Genomic DNA, 16,251 nt, shown 5'->3' on the forward strand with positions numbered 1-16,251 from the left:
TGCCGCTTTAGATAAGGTATTGGTTAATCTCTAAAATTATTAAACTGGAACGGCTGCCCTAATTCCGCATTTTTCACCAGTTGGATCACCGCTTGCAAGTCATCACGGGATTTTCCTGTTACGCGCACTTGATCCCCTTGAATTTGAGTTTGCACCTTGAGTTTGGATTCTTTGATCAACTTGGTAAGTCTTTTCGCCATATCCGTTTCGATACCTTGTTTCAGCTTAATTTCTTTGCTGAAGGTTTTACCGCTGTGTTCATATTCTGTTGGAATATCCAATGACGCAGAATCAATGCCACGCTTAATGCACGCATTACGCAAAATATCCACCAGCTGTTCCACTTGGAAATCGGACTCACTGGCCACTTTAATGGTTTCGTTTTTTTCGTTTAATTCGATAGAAGAAGGCACGTTGCGGAAATCCCAACGGTTGGCTAAATCACGGTTGGCATTTTCCACAGCGTTACGCACTTCGTGCGCGTCTAATTCAGAAACAATATCAAATGAAGGCATAATTACTCCTCGTTTTTCATTATTCGGTCATTCGCACCTAAAATACATAATAGTGCGGTTAAGTCGGCAAAGTTTACCACAATTTGCGCCTGTTGTTGCACTTTCGGCTTGGCGTGGAATGCCACACCGAGATTGGCGACTTTCATCATTGGCAAATCATTGGCGCCATCACCAATGGCAACGGTGTTTTCCATTGGAATATGATACTGTTCGCTCAATTGACGCAATGTATCCGCTTTATATTGTGCATCCACCACCGCACCTTGCACTTCACCAGTCAAAATGCCATCCACAATCTCAAATTGATTGGAAACTGCGGCATCAAGCCCTAATTCTGCTTTTAAATAATCCGCAAAATAAGTAAACCCACCTGACGCAATGGCGGTTCGCCAGCCGTATTTCTGCAAGCCTTGAATAGTTTCTACTAAACCTGAAGTCAGCGGCAATTTTGCTCGCACTTGTTGCAAGATATTTTCCGGCGCACCTTTTAGGGTTGCCACACGGCGGCGCAGGCTTTGCTCAAAATCTAACTCTCCGCGCATGGCTTGCTCGGTAATTTCAGACACCAACTCACCTGTGCCAGCCAATTTCGCAATTTCATCAATACACTCAATTTGAATGGCGGTGGAATCCATATCCATCACCAACAAACCTTTTTTCTGCAAACTCGCGGAAAAATTAAGCAGCGCAATATCCACTTCTAATTGATGAGCATACTCTTGCCATTGCACTTGCCAATTGCCTTGCAACAGCACCGCAAGGTTGTGCGCTTCAATCCAATAGTCAAAAAGCGTGAAATTTTCACCGCACTTTTGCTGAAATTGCTGCAATTTGGCCAGATCTAAGGTTTCGCCATAAAGCAAAAAATAATCCTGTCCTGCGACAAGGGATTGTGTCTGCTGCAGTGGACAAGGCAGACTTGGATACTGTTGTTGTAATTGCTTGAGATTTTGTGTTTGCATAGAAAATCCTGTAAATTATCGGCATTTTTACGATTTATTGTGCCGTAAATGCATAAATAGACTAAAATAACGCCTTATTCTAGCCTATTTTGCGAAATCTTGGGGAAAATAACGTGCAACTCATCAAAGAAAAAGCACTGAAAATCACGATGATTTTTATCATAATCTTATTTTGCCTTGGCATAATGGGCGTGATTTTATTCGGTGTGCAACAATTTAAACTGGGATCACAATTAGCTAGTGTCAATCAAGTAACGAATCTTTCCCATTTATTAGTGCGTCAGCAAGCCAATTTATTTTCAATGTTATTGATTAATAATACAAAATCAGAACAGCTGACAGAAAACTTAGATAATTTTGTGAAAGAGGATTTTATCCTTGATGCTTCAATTTATTCTAATCGGGGTGAGCTGTTAGCGCAGAGTTCCAATGCTTCATTATTACGTCTGCAATTAGGGCTTGATCAGCCCGTGGCAAAAGAAATCATCAATCAACAAATTGTTGAACCAATTTATTCTTCTGACGGCGTGGAAGGTTTTTTGCGCGTAACCTTTAATAATAAGTATGGACAAACCACGCAAAGTAAAATCAATCTGATTTTTAACCGTCTTTACGGTGAGATCATTATCGTGTTTCTTACAGGAATATTATTTGCCAGCTCCATTCATTATTTTTTAAGCCGTTATCGCCGAGTGAAACGCAAACAACTTGAGCTTTCCCAGCCTGCTAAAAAGAAACAACCTCAAACAGCCAGTCGTTTAACCTATCACAGCAGACGCAGACGATTTAAAAATAAATCATAAAAAAACCGCACTTTTAAAGTGCGGTTTTATTTTTCTGAATTTTTTAATCTGAAATTACGCTAATTTTTTGATTTGAGCAGATAATTTAGATTTGTGGTTCGCTGCTTTGTTTTTGTGGATTAAGCCTTTAGATGCCATACGATCCACAACTTTTTGCATTTCTACGAAAGCGGCTTCAGCCACAGCTTTTTCACCTGCTGCTACAGCGGCGTAAACTTTTTTAATGTAAGTACGCATCATAGAGCGTTGGCTTGCATTGTGTTGGCGGCGTTTTTCTGATTGAACCGCGCGTTTTTTAGCTGACTTGATATTAGCCAAGGTCAAACTCCTAAAAATTTCTGTTAGTTTATGAGATAAATAAAGGCGTAAACTATGCCTTTCCGTTCCATAATTGTCAATAAACAATTAGCAAAATTTAGCTTGATTACTCGGTGAGACACAACCGAAAGTCTGCATCGTTCGCTGAAAATGCGGCTTTCAATGTAGCCCACCCAAACGATGTGGGCGAATTTTATCAGTTTTTTTGCCTAGAATATAGCTTAAAAACAAAATTTCTATACAATTAAGCCAAATTTTTCTTCAGCGAGAAAAGCATTTTGAGTAAACGATTATTAAAATCAGGCATTATCGTCAGTGTGATGACCTTAGTTTCCCGCGTCTTGGGGCTGGTGCGCGATGTGATTATCGCCCAAATTATCGGGGCAGGTGTGGCAGCTGATGTGTTTTTATTCGCCAATCGCATTCCCAATTTTTTACGCCGTTTATTTGCCGAAGGGGCATTTTCTCAAGCCTTTGTGCCTGTGTTGGCGGAATACCAAAAAGCCGGCGATCTCAGCAAAACTCAGCAATTTATCAGCAAAGTGTCAGGCACATTGGGAGGATTGGTTACCCTTGTTACCCTTTTGGCGATGGTCGGATCGCCCGTTGTTGCCGCTATTTTTGGTACAGGCTGGTTCATCGACTGGCTTAATGACGGGGTAAACGGGGAAAAATTCGAGCAAGCCTCGTTGTTACTCAAAATCACCTTTCCTTATTTATGGTTCATCACCTTTGTCGCCCTCTCAGGGGCGATCTTAAACACCTTAGGCAAGTTCGGCGTAATGGCGTTTTCCCCTGTGTTGCTCAATGTGGCGATGATTTGCACCGCACTTTTTCTCGCACCGCACACCCCTAGCCCCGATCTCGCTCTTGCTATTGGGATCTTTATCGGCGGCTTGCTACAATTTTTATTTCAACTGCCGTTCTTAAAAAAAGCAGGGCTTTTGGTGAAACCGCGATGGGCGTGGAATGATGAAGGAGTGAAGAAAATCCGCACCCTGATGATCCCAGCTCTATTCGGTGTTTCCGTGAGCCAAATCAATTTATTATTGGATACCTTTATCGCTAGTTTCTTAATGACAGGCTCGATTAGCTGGCTGTATTATTCCGATCGCTTGCTCGAATTTCCTCTTGGGCTTTTTGGTATCGCCATTTCTACTGTGATCTTGCCAACCCTCGCCCGCCACCACGTTAATCGTTCGGATAATGCCGAACAAAGTGCAGTGGATTTTCGCAACACAATGGATTGGGGCGTGCGAATGATTTTATTACTCGGCGTGCCTGCGATGATCGGCATTGGCGTGTTGGCACAGCCGATGTTGCTAGTGCTATTTATGCGAGGTCAATTCCTCTTTTCTGATGTGCAAGCCGCCTCCTATTCCCTGCTTGCCTTTAATGCGGGGCTGTTGAGCTTTATGCTGATTAAAATTCTCGCCAATGGTTACTATGCTCGCCAAGACACCAAAACCCCCGTGAAAATCGGCATTATCGCAATGGTGAGCAATATGGCATTTAACCTGCTTGCCATTCCTTTTAGCTATGTGGGGCTTGCCATTGCTTCGGCGATGTCTGCCACTTTAAACGCCTATTTGCTCTACCGCGGGCTGGCGCAGGCAAATATTTATCATTTTAGTAAACAAAGTGCGGTGTTTTTTGTCAAAGTTTTGATAGCAGGGCTAGCAATGGGCGCTATGATTTGGCACTATTGCCCAACATTAGAAAGCTGGCAACAAATGACATTTATCACTCGCATTCACTGGCTGGCTTGGCTTATTGCCCTTGCAGCATTGATTTATGGCGGCACATTATTGCTTTTAGGCATTCGCAAACGCCATTTAGTCCATTCATAAACGCATTATAAAAATAATGAAAAATTTCACCGCACTTTAATATGGGAATATTTGCGCAGCGCGTTGCTAAAACGTAAACTAGAGCAAGATTATTGGGGAACATTATGAAATTATTACAACAGAAAAAACGCCATTTACTCAGCGCACTAAGTTTGCTGGCGGGTTGTGTTTTAACCAGTTTAAATGTTTACGCTGAGCATACCGTGGATCTCAAAGTGATTGGGGTAAAAGGGGTAAAAGCCATTGAAAACGTGGATATTTACACCAAGATGATCGATCCTGAAGAAGCGGACGGCTCAGATCGCTATCAATATATTGTGAGTGAAGCCATCAAAAAAGCCTTGCGTGTTTACGGCTATTACAACATTAAAATTGATTTCCGCCTACAACCTGCCAAAGGGGGCAAACGCCCTGTACTCATCGCCGATGTTAATGCTGGTAAACCTGTTTTGCTCACAGGAATGGATATTCAAATTCTGGGCCAAGCAAAAGACGATGAAGCCTTCAAAGTGCTAGATAAAAAACTGCCTAAACTTGGCGAATTGCTTTATCACTCCAAATACGAAGATTACAAAAGCGATCTGCAATCCCTTGCTCTGGCACGCGGTTATTTTGATGCGGACTTTGATGTTTCCCAATTATTAGTGCGTCCTTCCACTTATCAAGGCTGGTGGAAAATCACCTTTGATAGTGGCGAACGCTATCGCTTCGGCAAATTCACCTTTCAACGCTCGCAAATTCGTGAAGATTATTTGCGTAATATGATGGAAATTGAAGAAGGGCAACCTTATCTCATCAATGATCTTTCCAGTTTTACCAACGATTACACCTCCACCAACTGGTTTAGTTCGGTGTTAGTGCAACCTAACCTTGATGAAGAAAATAAAATCGTTAATGTTGATGTGCTACTCACGCCGCGTAAAAAAAATGCCATGGACGTGGGGATAGGTTATTCCACCGATGTCGGCCCGCGCTTTCAATGGGGCTGGACAAAACCTTGGATCAACAGCCGTGGGCATAGTTTCCGTTTTAATCTTTATGCTTCTGCGCCAAAACAAACGGTGGAAGCGGTGTATAAAATGCCATTGTTGAAAAATCCGCTGCGTTATTATTATGAATTTTCCACAGGTTACGAACGGGAAAAAACTAACGACACAGAAACCTCATCAGGCACCTTTGCGGCGTTGCGTTATTGGAATCGCGTATCAGGCTGGCAGCACGCCCTTGGGTTGCGTGTGCGTTATGATTCTTTCACCCAAGCCAATCATTCTGATCGCACTTGGTTAGTTTACCCCACGGCGTCTATTAGCCGTACCCGCTTAAGGGGCGGTTTATTCCCAACTTGGGGTGATGCACAGCGTTTAACCGTGGATTTTGGGCATAAAATCTGGCTTTCTGATGCGAATTTCTTCAAAGTACAAGCGTCCAGCGCGTGGATTCGCACCTTTGCCGATAATCACCGTTTCTTAGTGCGTGGTGAGATCGGTTGGTTACAGACCAAAAATTTAGAGAAAATTCCGCCCGCACTTCGTTTCTTTGCTGGGGGCGATCGTAGCGTGCGCGGTTACGGCTATAAAAAAATCTCACCAAAAAATGCCGATGGCAAATTGGTGGGGGCAACCCGTCTTGCCACGGGAACATTGGAATATCAATACCAAGTCTATGAAAACTGGTGGCTCGCCACCTTTGCCGACACAGGGCTTGCGGCGAACAGTTTCGATTTAGAAGAACTGCGCTATGGCGCGGGAATGGGCGTGCGCTGGGCATCACCTATCGGCGCGGTAAAACTGGATATTGCCACCCCAATTCGTGATAAAGACAACAGCAAAAACGTGCAGTTTTACATTGGTTTAGGTTCGGAATTATAGGCAACAAAAATGACAAAAGAAGCGCAATCCACCCCAAATACTGAAAAGCAAAATATAACAAACGAAAGCACTGAAAACCAAGGTACAGAAAATCAGGCGGAACACGCCCCTGTCGTGAAGAAAAAACGTCCATTATGGAAAAAGCTGCTGTGCATAAGTGCGGTGATTTTTTTACCGATTTTTGCCTTGCTCGCCACCCTTGCCACCAATCAAGGTCAGCGTGGTTTGATTCAGCTGGTGGATAAGCTAATGGATAGCCTTTCTATCGAGCAGGTGGAAGGTGGTTTGCAAAATGGGCTAACCCTGCATAATGTCAAATTTCAATCAGAGGGCGTGGATACCCAAATTCAGCAAGCCCATTTGCAACTGGATTTATCTTGCTTGCTGAAAGCCAAAGTTTGCCTGCAAGATCTCAGCATTCAACAACCACAAATTCATATCGACACTGCAAAGCTGCCTCCGTCCGAAGAAAAGGATAAAGATCCTAGCCCAATGAAGAAAATTCATCTGCCTGTGGCAGTGCAAGCAGATAATGTGCAAGTGCAGGATTTAGCTTTAACTATCGATCAAACGCAGATTAATTTAGCCCATTTTTCCACCGCACTTAGCCTAAACAATGAAAGCGGTTTTACCCTTGCGCCAACACAGATTAATGATTTGTTAGTACAAACTTACAGCTCTCCAGAAGAAAAAAAAACCGCACAAAAAACGGAAAGCAAAGCCACTCCACCAACAGAGCAAGCCATTGATTGGCAACAGTTAGAACAAAAACTTACCCCAGCTTTGCTCGGCAATTTAAATAAAATTGAGCTGCCTTTTGATCTCCATATTACCGATATTCAAGGCAAAAATTGGCAATATCAACAGCATTTCAACAGCGCAAATCAAACGCAAGATAATGCACAAAATAAGGCACCAAAAAGTGAAACCTCGCCTGCCCCTACACAGCAAATTGAGGTGTCCTCTTTGCAAATCAACGCAGATGCCACAGGCAATCAAGTGCAGCTGCACAACCTGAATATCACCAGTTCAGTGGGAACGCTAGCAGGGCAAGGCACAATGCAGCTGGACGAAGATTTCCCCCTTGATTTTCAGCTTAACAGCCAACTGAAAGGCTATGCGCCATTGAATATCCCACAGGGCGATCTCAGCCTACAACTTTCAGGCAAATTGCGTGGGCAAACGCAGCTTCATTTGCAAAGCAAAGGGGACATTAATGCGGAGCTAGTGGGCAATGTGGCACTTAACCAAGAAAAAACGCCCTTTGATCTCAAGCTAACCAGTAAAAGTTTGCAATATCCTTTTGATAAGAAAGAAAAAGATCCGCTGAAAGTACAAAATTTAACGCTCAATCTAACTGGCGATTTACTGGCTTACCAAGCGCAACTGAATGCCGATGTTTCTGGAATGAGTACGCCAAAAACGCAAATTACCAGCCAAATTAACGGTAAACTTTGGCAGGCGAACATCACACAATTTGCGCTTAACACCTTACAAGGCAAAGCGAATTTAAGCGGTGAAGTAAACTGGCAAAAAGGCGTGCAATGGCAAAGTGCGGTGGATTTTTCACAATTAAATATCACTCAATATTTGCCTTCAATGCCTGCTGTGCTGTCTGGTCATTTCAGCTCGCAAGGGCAAGTTGATGGGCAAAATTGGACAATTAACGTCCCCGATTTAGACATTAACGGCACGCTTTCTCGCCAGCCATTAAGCCTCAAAGGCAAGCTCAGCGCAGATAACAACAAATGGTTGCAAGTGCCAAATCTGTTGCTTAATTACGGTGAAAATCGTATTGCAATGCAAGGGGAAATCAGCCAGCAATCCGATTTATCCCTTGATATTCACGCGCCAAATTTGCGTGGTTTACTGCCTGAACTTTCTGCTACCCTGTTTGGCTATGCAAAATTGAAAGGGGACATTCGTGAGCCAAATTTAAACGTGGATTTAACGGGTAACAATATTCGCTTCCAACAATTACAGCTGAATAAATTCGCCGTTAAAGGGGATATTCGCTCGCACCAAGTGATTAGCGGTGATTTAAACGCCAATGTAACGGGCTTGAAATATGCCGATGTGGCAATTAACCAAGCGACCCTTGCGTTATCGGGCGATGAAAAAAATCACCAATTACAACTGCAATCACAGGGTAAACCTGTGGCGGCTAATTTAAAAATTGCAGGAAATTTCGACCGCTCTTCGCAAATCTGGAAAGGGCAAATTAGCGGTGTGGATATTCAATCCCCAGTGGGAAAATGGCAAACCAATCAAGGCGTTGCAGTAACTTATAACCAAAACAAAATTGAAGCCGCCATTTCCTCACATTGCTGGTTAAACAGCGATATTGAGCTATGTTTCCCAAAAAATTTCACCGCAGGGAAAAACGGCGAAGTGCCATTCCAAGTGCGTAAATTGGATTTAGCCTTAATCAACAAATTATTGGATAAAGAACAGAGCCAAACGCAAATCAAAGGGCAATTACAAAGTCAGGGAACGGTGGCGTGGTTTAGCGATAAACCGCTGAAACTCAATGTGCAAGTGGCTGGTAATCATTTATCGGTGGCGCAGAAAATTGATTATCGCACCTTCAACCTTGCTATTCCGAAAGTGGACATTAAAGCCCAAATGGAAAACAGCAATCTGAATTTGGATTCCGCCATTGATTTAGTGGAAAATGGCCGAATTACCACCGCACTTAAATTGCAAGATTTGGCGAAATCTCGCACCTTAGGGGGCAACATTAGCATTCAGCGCTTAAATCTCAATTTAGCCAAACAACTGCTTTCAAGTGGCGAAAAAATCAATGGCGAAATTGCTGCCAACCTCACCTTAGGCGGCAATCTCAATGCACCGCTTATTCACGGTAATTTTGATGTTAATCGTTTAAGTGCCACAATGAAATCCCTGCCATTCACCATTAAAGACGGCAATTTATCTATGCGTTTTGCCGGCAATCGTTCCACCTTGCAAGGCTATGTGCAAAGCCCTGAAAGCCGTTTAGATATTACTGGCGAAGCGGATTGGAAAGATGTGGAACACTGGAACACGCGCGTGCAAGCCAAAGCAGATCGCTTTAATGTGAATATTCCGTCAATGGCAAAATTAAAAATTAGCCCAAATGTGGAACTCACCGCCAATCCAAAACTGCTTGATATTTCTGGTACGGTAGATATTCCTTGGGCAAGAATTGCCATTGAAGAACTGCCAGACAGCGCCGTTGCCGTAAGCGGTGATGAAGTGATTTTAGACGGCCCAGACAAAACCAAAGTGGGGTTAAAAAACGGTGAAATTAAAGCGCGTACGAAAAGCGGTATGGAAATTCGCTCCGATCTGAAAATTAATATCGGTGATGATGTTACCCTCAACGCTTACGGCTTAAACACCAGCTTAAACGGCTTGCTTTCAGTCAAACAAGACAAAGGCAAACTGGGTTTATTTGGGCAAATTTACTTGAAAAATGGGCGCTATGCCGCTTATGGGCAAGACTTGCTAATTCGCAAAGGGCAAATCAGTTTTTCTGGCTTGCCATCTCAACCAATGTTAAATATTGAAGCCATTCGCAACCCAACTGCAATGGAAAACAGCAATATTACCGCTGGGGTAAAAGTAATCGGCATTGCCACAGCCCCGCAAGTTACGGTGTTCTCCGATCCTGCTAGCTCGCAAGATGAAGCCCTCTCCTACTTGCTAACAGGGCGTTCGCTGGAAAATAGCGGTGAAGCAGGATCAGGCGGTTCAATCGGGGCGGCACTGCTTGGAATGGGCTTAGCGAAAAGCGGTAAATTAGTCGGCGGTATCGGCGAAGCCTTTGGTGTGCAAGATCTCAGCCTAGGCACGCAAGGGGTGGGCGACAGTTCCAAAGTTACGGTGAGCGGCAACATTACACCACGCTTACAGCTCAAATACGGCGTAGGCTTATTTGACGGCTTAGCCGAATTTACGGTACGCTACAAATTGTTACCACAACTTTATTTACAATCGGTTTCGGGCGTAAATCAGGCCTTTGACCTACTTTATCACTTTGATTTTTAGGGCAATTTTATGAATAACGAAAACCTTCTAGCCAAAGCCTCTGATTATTTACATCAGCGTGGCGAAGCACGTGAAATCGCCGCCATTGATTTGGGTTCAAACAGCTTTCATATGATCATCGCCCGCATTATCAATGGCTCAATCCAAGTACTGTCGCGCTTAAAACAGAAAGTACAGCTGGCTGAAGGCTTAGATGAAAATAATGTATTAAGCCAAGAGGCCATTCAACGTGGGGTAAATTGTTTAGCCTTATTTGCTGAACGGTTGCAAGGATTTTCTGCCGAAAATGTCAATGTGGTTGGCACTTTTACGCTGCGAACCGCAGTAAACAATGAAGCATTTTTACGCCAAGCGGAACAGGTTTTCCCCTACCCGATCAACATTATTAGCGGGCAAACAGAAGCCAAAACCATCTACGCTGGCGTTTCGCATACCCAGCCTGAAATTGGGCGAAAATTTGTGGTGGACATTGGCGGAGGCTCAACAGAAATGATCATCGGCGAAGATTTTCACCCGCTGATTGCTGAAAGCCGTCATATGGGGTGCGTGAGCTTTGCGAAAAAATTCTTCCCACAAGGGGAAATTTCCGCCGAAAATTTTCAGCGTGCGGAACAAAGTGCGGTGAATAAAATTGAAGATTTAGCCTTTGAATATCGTAAATTAGGCTGGCAATCGGTACTCGGTTCATCAGGCACAATCAAAACCGTTTATCAAGTCATTGTCGCCAATCTTGATCCCAACGGCATCATCACACCACAACGCTTAGCTCAGCTACGTGAAAAAGTGCTACAAGCCACGCATTTTGACCAACTTCAGCTAGAAGGATTAAATGAAGACAGAGCTGATGTTTTTGTTCCTGGATTAGCTATTTTAACCGCTGTGTTTAACGTATTCGGGCTACAACAAATGCGTTATTCAGACGGTGCATTGCGTGAAGGCGTGATGTATAGCTTAGAAAAGACGTTTCAGGTAAGCAATATCCGCCAACGCACCGCCCTTGCCCTTGCTGAACAATTTAACCTTGATATGGCACAATCTGAACGCGTATATCACAGTGCCAAACAACTAGCTCAGCAATACCACGCTTGGCAAAACTCCACATTACAAGAAGAAATGGTAGATATTCTGCTTTGGGCGGCACATCTGCACGAAGTGGGTATCGTGATTAATCACAAAGGCGTGCAAAAGCATTCCGCCTACATTCTACAAAATATGGAACTACCGGGCTTTGATAAAGAGCAACAACGCCTGCTCGCCACCTTGGTTCGTTACCAGCTCAACAATATCAAACGGACTGATTTTGCCAAGTTTTCTCGTTATGCTGAGCAAGACATTCTCGCACTTGTACGTTTATTACGTTTAGCCATTTTGCTTAATAAATCGCGTCAAGCCACCGTGTTAAGTGAAAAAATTTGCCTAAAAACCGACCGCACTTTAGCGCAATGGACGCTCCAATTTGAGCCAAGTTATTTAGCGCATAATCCCTTAGTGCGCAATGATCTCATCGCAGAAAACAAATTATTAAAAGAATTAGATTTAGGGCTAACCTTTTCATAAATAAGGAAAAATCATGACAAGGATTAATGTTGTCCCACCACAAGAACTTTGCGATCAACACCTACTCGCCGAACATCGCGAACTCACTCGCATTCCCAACGCGGTTGCCAAAGGAAAATACAATCTTGCTGGGCAGCCTGCGGATTACAAATTAGGCGAAGGACACGTTCGATTCTTTTTCAACAAACTGCAATTTCTCAAAAACCGCTACGATCTCCTCCACCAAGAATGCAAAGCGCGCGGCTTTAACGTGCAATATTTCTGGCCAGAAAATTTACCGCAAGATCCTAGCCTATGGCAAGATTACCAGCCCACAGAAAACGCCTTAACACTCAACCGCGAACGCATTCAATTAAGAATGCCTAAAGTGGCGAGATTTACGCTGGCAAAGAATGTGGAATGCTAATGTAGAATACCAAGGAAATAAAAAACGTATTTGAATAAACCCCAAATACGTTTTTTCTTTATGTAAGGGATAAGGGAATTACTTCTGCCCCAATTTCACTTCCGCGTTTTCAGGCAAATGAATATTCATTTGTGGGAAGGGAATTTCAATGCCGGCTTCATCAAAAGCTAACTTCACTTTTTCCGTGATATCAAAATGTACCGCCCAATAATCGCTGGTATTAACCCAAGGGCGAACCACCAGCTGTACGCTGTTTGCGGCGAGTGCGCCCACTGCGATGGTGGGTTCTGGGTCTTTCAACACGCGAGGATCTTGCGCCAAGATGTTCGCCACAATAGTTTTCGCTTGTTCAATATTAGATTTATAGGCAATATCGAAAATAAAGTCGATACGGCGTGTAGCATTGCTGGAATAGTTGGTAATGCTGTCGCCAAACACTTTACCATTTGGAATAAGTACCGTTTTGTTGTCCGCAGTACGCAGTTCAAGCACTAATAAACCTATTTGTTCCACTGCACCTAACACGCCACCTGTTTCGATTAAATCGCCTTTGCGGAAAGGTTTGAAGATTAAAATCATCACGCCTGCGGCAAAGTTTTGCAGCGAGTTTTGTAAGGCTAAACCAATCGCTAGACCCGCCGCCCCAATTAATGCGACAAGTGATGTGGTGTTAATGCCAAGCTGCGAAAGTGCGGCGATAATCACCATTAATAGGAATAAGAAATAGCTAATTGATGACACAAAACTGTGCAACATTTCGTCTTTGGTAGAATGCAACACGGCTTTGCCAAGCAAGCGGCTAAGCAAGCGTGCGATACTTTTACCAATCACATAAATGGCAATCGCAAGTAGAATTTTCGTGCCATAAGGGATCACATAATCATTCAAGAGCGTGTTCATATCCATTGAATGAACTTTTTCAATCAACGCTGAAGTTTGCGCTTGAATATCCACTGTATTTTCAGCGGTTTGAACATTTTCAGTTGTCATAAACTTTCCTTTAGATCATTAAAAATAAAAAAACTGCGACAAAATGCACCGCACTTTATCGCAGGGCATCATTGCTTATTATTGATGCACATTGAATAACGGCATCGCTACTTAGTCAAAAAGATTGGCAAGATGTTCCGTTCATCTTCACTTTTGGCTAAAAAATCATCATAACCAGCAATGATAGTAACCACGTTATTTTTTCTCGAGTTTTTCTGGGCGTTTCCAGCCTTGGATATTACGTTGTGGAACCCGTGAGATCACCAGTTCATTTTCTGCAATATCTTTGGTGACGGTTGTACCAGCGCCGATGGTTGCGCCTTTGGCGATGGTTACTGGGGCTACCAGTTGGCTGTCTGAACCTACGAACACATCATCACCAATTACGGTTTTGAATTTATTTACACCGTCATAGTTACAAGTGATAGTACCTGCGCCGATATTACAATTTGCGCCAATTTCGCTATCGCCCACATAGCTTAGGTGGTTCACTTTCGAGCCTTTGCCAATTTGCGATTTTTTCACTTCGACAAAGTTGCCGATATGGGTTTGTGCGGCAAGTTCTGTACCTGGGCGAAGGCGGGCAAAAGGCCCAATTTTCGCTTCTTCTCCAATCACAGCATCTTCAAATACAGAATAAGGTTTGATTTCTACATCATCGCCAATCACGCAGTTTTTGATCACGCAACCAGCACCAATTTTGACACGATTACCCAATTTGACGGTGCCTTCGAGGATCACATTCACGTCAATTTCCACATCTTTACCGTGAGTGATTTCGCCACGCAAATCAAAACGGTTTGGATCACGCAAACTCACGCCCGCTAGCAATAATTTTTCCGCTTGTTTACGCTGGTAATAACGCTCAAGCTCCGCCAGTTGTAAGCGGTTATTTGCGCCTTCCACTTCCATTAAATCTTGCGCTTGCACAGCAGCTACTTTGCAGCCGTCTTGGTTGGCGAATTTAATCACATCAGTCATATAATATTCACCTTGCGCATTGTTATTATCCAATTTTGCTAACCATTTTCTGAAACTTGCACCACTAGAAACCATTACCCCTGTATTCACTTCTTGAATGGCTAATTGTTCTGGCGTAGCATCTTTTTGCTCAACAATGGCAACTACATTGCCGTCTTGACGAATAATCCGTCCGTAGCCTGTTGGATCGTCCAAATGCGCAGTCAATAATGCAATGCCGTTTTCTGGTTTGGCATCAATCAGTTTTTGCAAGGTTTGCGCAGTGATAAGTGGTGCATCGCCATAAAGCATCACGATATTTTCATCATCGGCGAAAAATGGCGCGGCCTGTTGCATTGCGTGTCCTGTACCAAGTTGCACAGGTTGTAGCACCCAGTTTACATTTTCATCGGCAAGGTGTTGTTGTAATAATTCTGCGCCGTGGCCATAAATCAAATGAATATTATCGGCATTGAGCTGTTTGGCTGTATCAATAACGTGCTTCACCATTGGCTTGCCTGCAACTTTATGCAACACTTTTGGCAAATCGGAATACATTCTTGTGCCTTTGCCCGCAGCCAAAATCACTACGCTTAAATTTTTCATAAAAATCCTTGTTCTGTCTGTTTAAGATAAAAATCTGCGCTATTTTATAATAGAATATCGCCAATTCAAATTTTCTATGGAAATGTTTATGCAATCCCATTATTACCTCGGCGTGATGTCTGGCACGAGCCTTGACGGCGTAGATCTCGCGCTAATGGATTTTTCCACTCAGCCTGCGCAAGTGGTCGCCACGGATTTTGTGCCAATGCCACAAAATTTGCGCCAAAATCTCACCGCACTTTGCCAGCAAGGACAAGGCTCGTTACAGCAAATTGGCGAACTAGATCACCAACTTGGCGTACTTTATGCAGAAAGCATCAACCAATTTTTGGCGAAACATTCTCTTCGCGCAAAACAAATTCAGGCGGTAGGCTGCCATGGACAAACCATTTGGCACGCACCGCAAGGGCAATCGCCCTTTACCTGGCAATTAGGCGATGCCAATATTATCGCTGCTCGCACAGGCATTACTACAGTAGCCGATTTTCGCCGTAAAGATATGGCCTATGGCGGACAGGGCGCGCCACTCGTGCCTGCTTTCCACCACAATGTGTTTGCTGATCCTGCACGAAATACCGTGGTGCTGAATATTGGTGGGATTAGCAATATTTCTGTGCTGATCCCAAACCAACCTGTGCTAGGTTACGATACAGGCGTGGGTAATGCGTTGCTAGATAGTTGGATCGCCAAACATCAGGGGAAAAGCTATGACAAAAATGGCGAATGGGCAGCATCTGGGCAAAGCAATCCTGCATTATTGCAAGATTTGTTGGCAGATCCTTATTTTTCCTTGCCTGCCCCGAAAAGCACGGGGCGAGAGTTATTTAACTTAGCTTGGCTAGAAAAAATTCTGCAAAAACACACCGCACTTCTCCCCCAAGATGTGCAAGCAACGCTGGCAGAATTTACCGCACAATGCACCGTGCAAGATCTGCAACACTTAAGCCAACACAACGCGCTTCCTTGTTTATTATTAGTCTGCGGCGGCGGCGCGAAAAACCCTGTCATTATGGCGCACTTGCAACGTTTACTGCCCGATTGGCAAATCGCCACCACCACAGATTACGGCTTAGACGCAGATTATTTAGAAGCCGCCGCCTTCGCGTGGTTAGCTTACCGCCGAATGGAAAATTTACCCTCCAACGAACCTAGCGTTACCGGCGCAACAAAGGCGGTGAGTTTAGGGGTGATTTATCCTAAGGATTTTTAAAGCTATTGGACAAATCTCCCCTAACCCCTCTTTGCTAAAGAGGGGGATTTTAATGAGGGTAATTTGACGCTCTGAGAGAAAAAATCATAAAAAAGAGCAGCAGGAAATTTATAATTGTTTACCGCACTGAGAACGATTTTACTCAAGAACAATCCCCCTCTTTAGCAAAGAGGG

Annotated in this window: 12 protein-coding genes; 7 read left to right on the forward strand and 5 right to left on the reverse strand. The window is 43.7% G+C overall.

Annotation, left to right across the window (positions count from 1 at the left end):
- Window positions 1–23: 23 nt before the first annotated feature.
- Entirely contained in the window at window positions 24–515 is a 492-nt protein-coding gene (locus tag ACLS0A_RS07765) for a YajQ family cyclic di-GMP-binding protein (RefSeq protein ID WP_103855417.1), read from the reverse strand.
- A 2-nt stretch (window positions 516–517) separates the two neighbouring features.
- Entirely contained in the window at window positions 518–1,477 is a 960-nt protein-coding gene (serB, locus tag ACLS0A_RS07770) for a phosphoserine phosphatase (protein WP_416082911.1), read from the reverse strand.
- A 113-nt stretch (window positions 1,478–1,590) separates the two neighbouring features.
- On the opposite strand from serB, the gene ACLS0A_RS07775 reads away from it, so the two are divergent.
- Complete coding sequence (locus tag ACLS0A_RS07775) at window positions 1,591–2,280, forward strand: YtjB family periplasmic protein (protein ID WP_416082912.1); 690 nt, start codon at window positions 1,591–1,593, stop codon at window positions 2,278–2,280.
- A 54-nt stretch (window positions 2,281–2,334) separates the two neighbouring features.
- On the opposite strand, the gene rpsT is transcribed toward ACLS0A_RS07775, so the two are convergent.
- Complete coding sequence (rpsT, locus tag ACLS0A_RS07780) at window positions 2,335–2,598, reverse strand: 30S ribosomal protein S20 (RefSeq protein WP_017805402.1); 264 nt, start codon at window positions 2,596–2,598, stop codon at window positions 2,335–2,337.
- A 278-nt stretch (window positions 2,599–2,876) separates the two neighbouring features.
- Here rpsT and murJ point away from each other — a divergent pair, with 278 nt between their 5' ends.
- The 5 genes from murJ (at window position 2,877) to ACLS0A_RS07805 (ending at window position 12,311) form a co-directional block, all read left to right on the forward strand.
- Window positions 2,877–4,448 carry a murein biosynthesis integral membrane protein MurJ gene (gene murJ / locus ACLS0A_RS07785; protein WP_416082913.1) on the forward strand — a complete coding sequence of 524 codons (1,572 nt, stop codon included), beginning with the start codon at window positions 2,877–2,879 and terminating at the stop codon, window positions 4,446–4,448.
- 104 nt (window positions 4,449–4,552) lie between these two features.
- Window positions 4,553–6,316, forward strand: a complete 1,764-nt coding sequence (locus ACLS0A_RS07790; protein ID WP_416082914.1) for an autotransporter assembly complex protein TamA — start codon at window positions 4,553–4,555, stop codon at window positions 6,314–6,316.
- A 9-nt stretch (window positions 6,317–6,325) separates the two neighbouring features.
- Window positions 6,326–10,348, forward strand: a complete 4,023-nt coding sequence (locus tag ACLS0A_RS07795; protein ID WP_416082915.1) for a translocation/assembly module TamB domain-containing protein — start codon at window positions 6,326–6,328, stop codon at window positions 10,346–10,348.
- Between the two features lie 9 nt (window positions 10,349–10,357).
- Window positions 10,358–11,905 carry an exopolyphosphatase gene (gene ppx / locus ACLS0A_RS07800; protein ID WP_416082916.1) on the forward strand — a complete coding sequence of 516 codons (1,548 nt, stop codon included), beginning with the start codon at window positions 10,358–10,360 and terminating at the stop codon, window positions 11,903–11,905.
- Between the two features lie 13 nt (window positions 11,906–11,918).
- Window positions 11,919–12,311, forward strand: coding sequence for a pyrimidine dimer DNA glycosylase/endonuclease V (locus ACLS0A_RS07805; protein WP_416082917.1), 393 nt, complete (start codon window positions 11,919–11,921; stop codon window positions 12,309–12,311).
- 78 nt (window positions 12,312–12,389) lie between these two features.
- Here the strand turns inward: ACLS0A_RS07805 and ACLS0A_RS07810 are convergent, their stop codons facing one another.
- Together ACLS0A_RS07810 and glmU are read right to left on the reverse strand one after the other, a co-directional pair.
- A complete protein-coding gene (locus ACLS0A_RS07810; protein ID WP_416082918.1) occupies window positions 12,390–13,301 on the reverse strand; it encodes a mechanosensitive ion channel family protein in 912 nt (303 codons plus the stop codon).
- Window positions 13,302–13,496: 195 nt separating this feature from the next.
- Window positions 13,497–14,867, reverse strand: coding sequence for a bifunctional UDP-N-acetylglucosamine diphosphorylase/glucosamine-1-phosphate N-acetyltransferase GlmU (gene glmU / locus ACLS0A_RS07815; protein WP_416082919.1), 1,371 nt, complete (start codon window positions 14,865–14,867; stop codon window positions 13,497–13,499).
- A gap of 88 nt (window positions 14,868–14,955) precedes the next feature.
- Here glmU and ACLS0A_RS07820 point away from each other — a divergent pair, with 88 nt between their 5' ends.
- Window positions 14,956–16,077, forward strand: a complete 1,122-nt coding sequence (locus ACLS0A_RS07820) for an anhydro-N-acetylmuramic acid kinase (RefSeq protein ID WP_416082920.1) — start codon at window positions 14,956–14,958, stop codon at window positions 16,075–16,077.
- Window positions 16,078–16,251 lie beyond the last annotated feature (174 nt).

This window comes from Avibacterium volantium, from assembly GCF_049366555.1.
Taxonomy (GTDB): domain Bacteria; phylum Pseudomonadota; class Gammaproteobacteria; order Enterobacterales; family Pasteurellaceae; genus Avibacterium; species Avibacterium volantium_A.

Bases quoted from the DNA above. Each gene is read 5' to 3' on its own strand.
- ACLS0A_RS07765 (WP_103855417.1), bottom strand. From the start codon at position 515: ATGCCTTCATTTGATATTGTTTCTGAATTAGACGCGCACGAAGTGCGT.
- serB (WP_416082911.1), bottom strand. From the start codon at position 1,477: ATGCAAACACAAAATCTCAAGCAATTACAACAACAGTATCCAAGTCTG.
- ACLS0A_RS07790 (WP_416082914.1), top strand. From the start codon at position 4,553: ATGAAATTATTACAACAGAAAAAACGCCATTTACTCAGCGCACTAAGT.
- ACLS0A_RS07795 (WP_416082915.1), top strand. From the start codon at position 6,326: ATGACAAAAGAAGCGCAATCCACCCCAAATACTGAAAAGCAAAATATA.
- ppx (WP_416082916.1), top strand. From the start codon at position 10,358: ATGAATAACGAAAACCTTCTAGCCAAAGCCTCTGATTATTTACATCAG.
- ACLS0A_RS07805 (WP_416082917.1), top strand. From the start codon at position 11,919: ATGACAAGGATTAATGTTGTCCCACCACAAGAACTTTGCGATCAACAC.
- ACLS0A_RS07810 (WP_416082918.1), bottom strand. From the start codon at position 13,301: ATGACAACTGAAAATGTTCAAACCGCTGAAAATACAGTGGATATTCAA.
- glmU (WP_416082919.1), bottom strand. From the start codon at position 14,867: ATGAAAAATTTAAGCGTAGTGATTTTGGCTGCGGGCAAAGGCACAAGA.
- ACLS0A_RS07820 (WP_416082920.1), top strand. From the start codon at position 14,956: ATGCAATCCCATTATTACCTCGGCGTGATGTCTGGCACGAGCCTTGAC.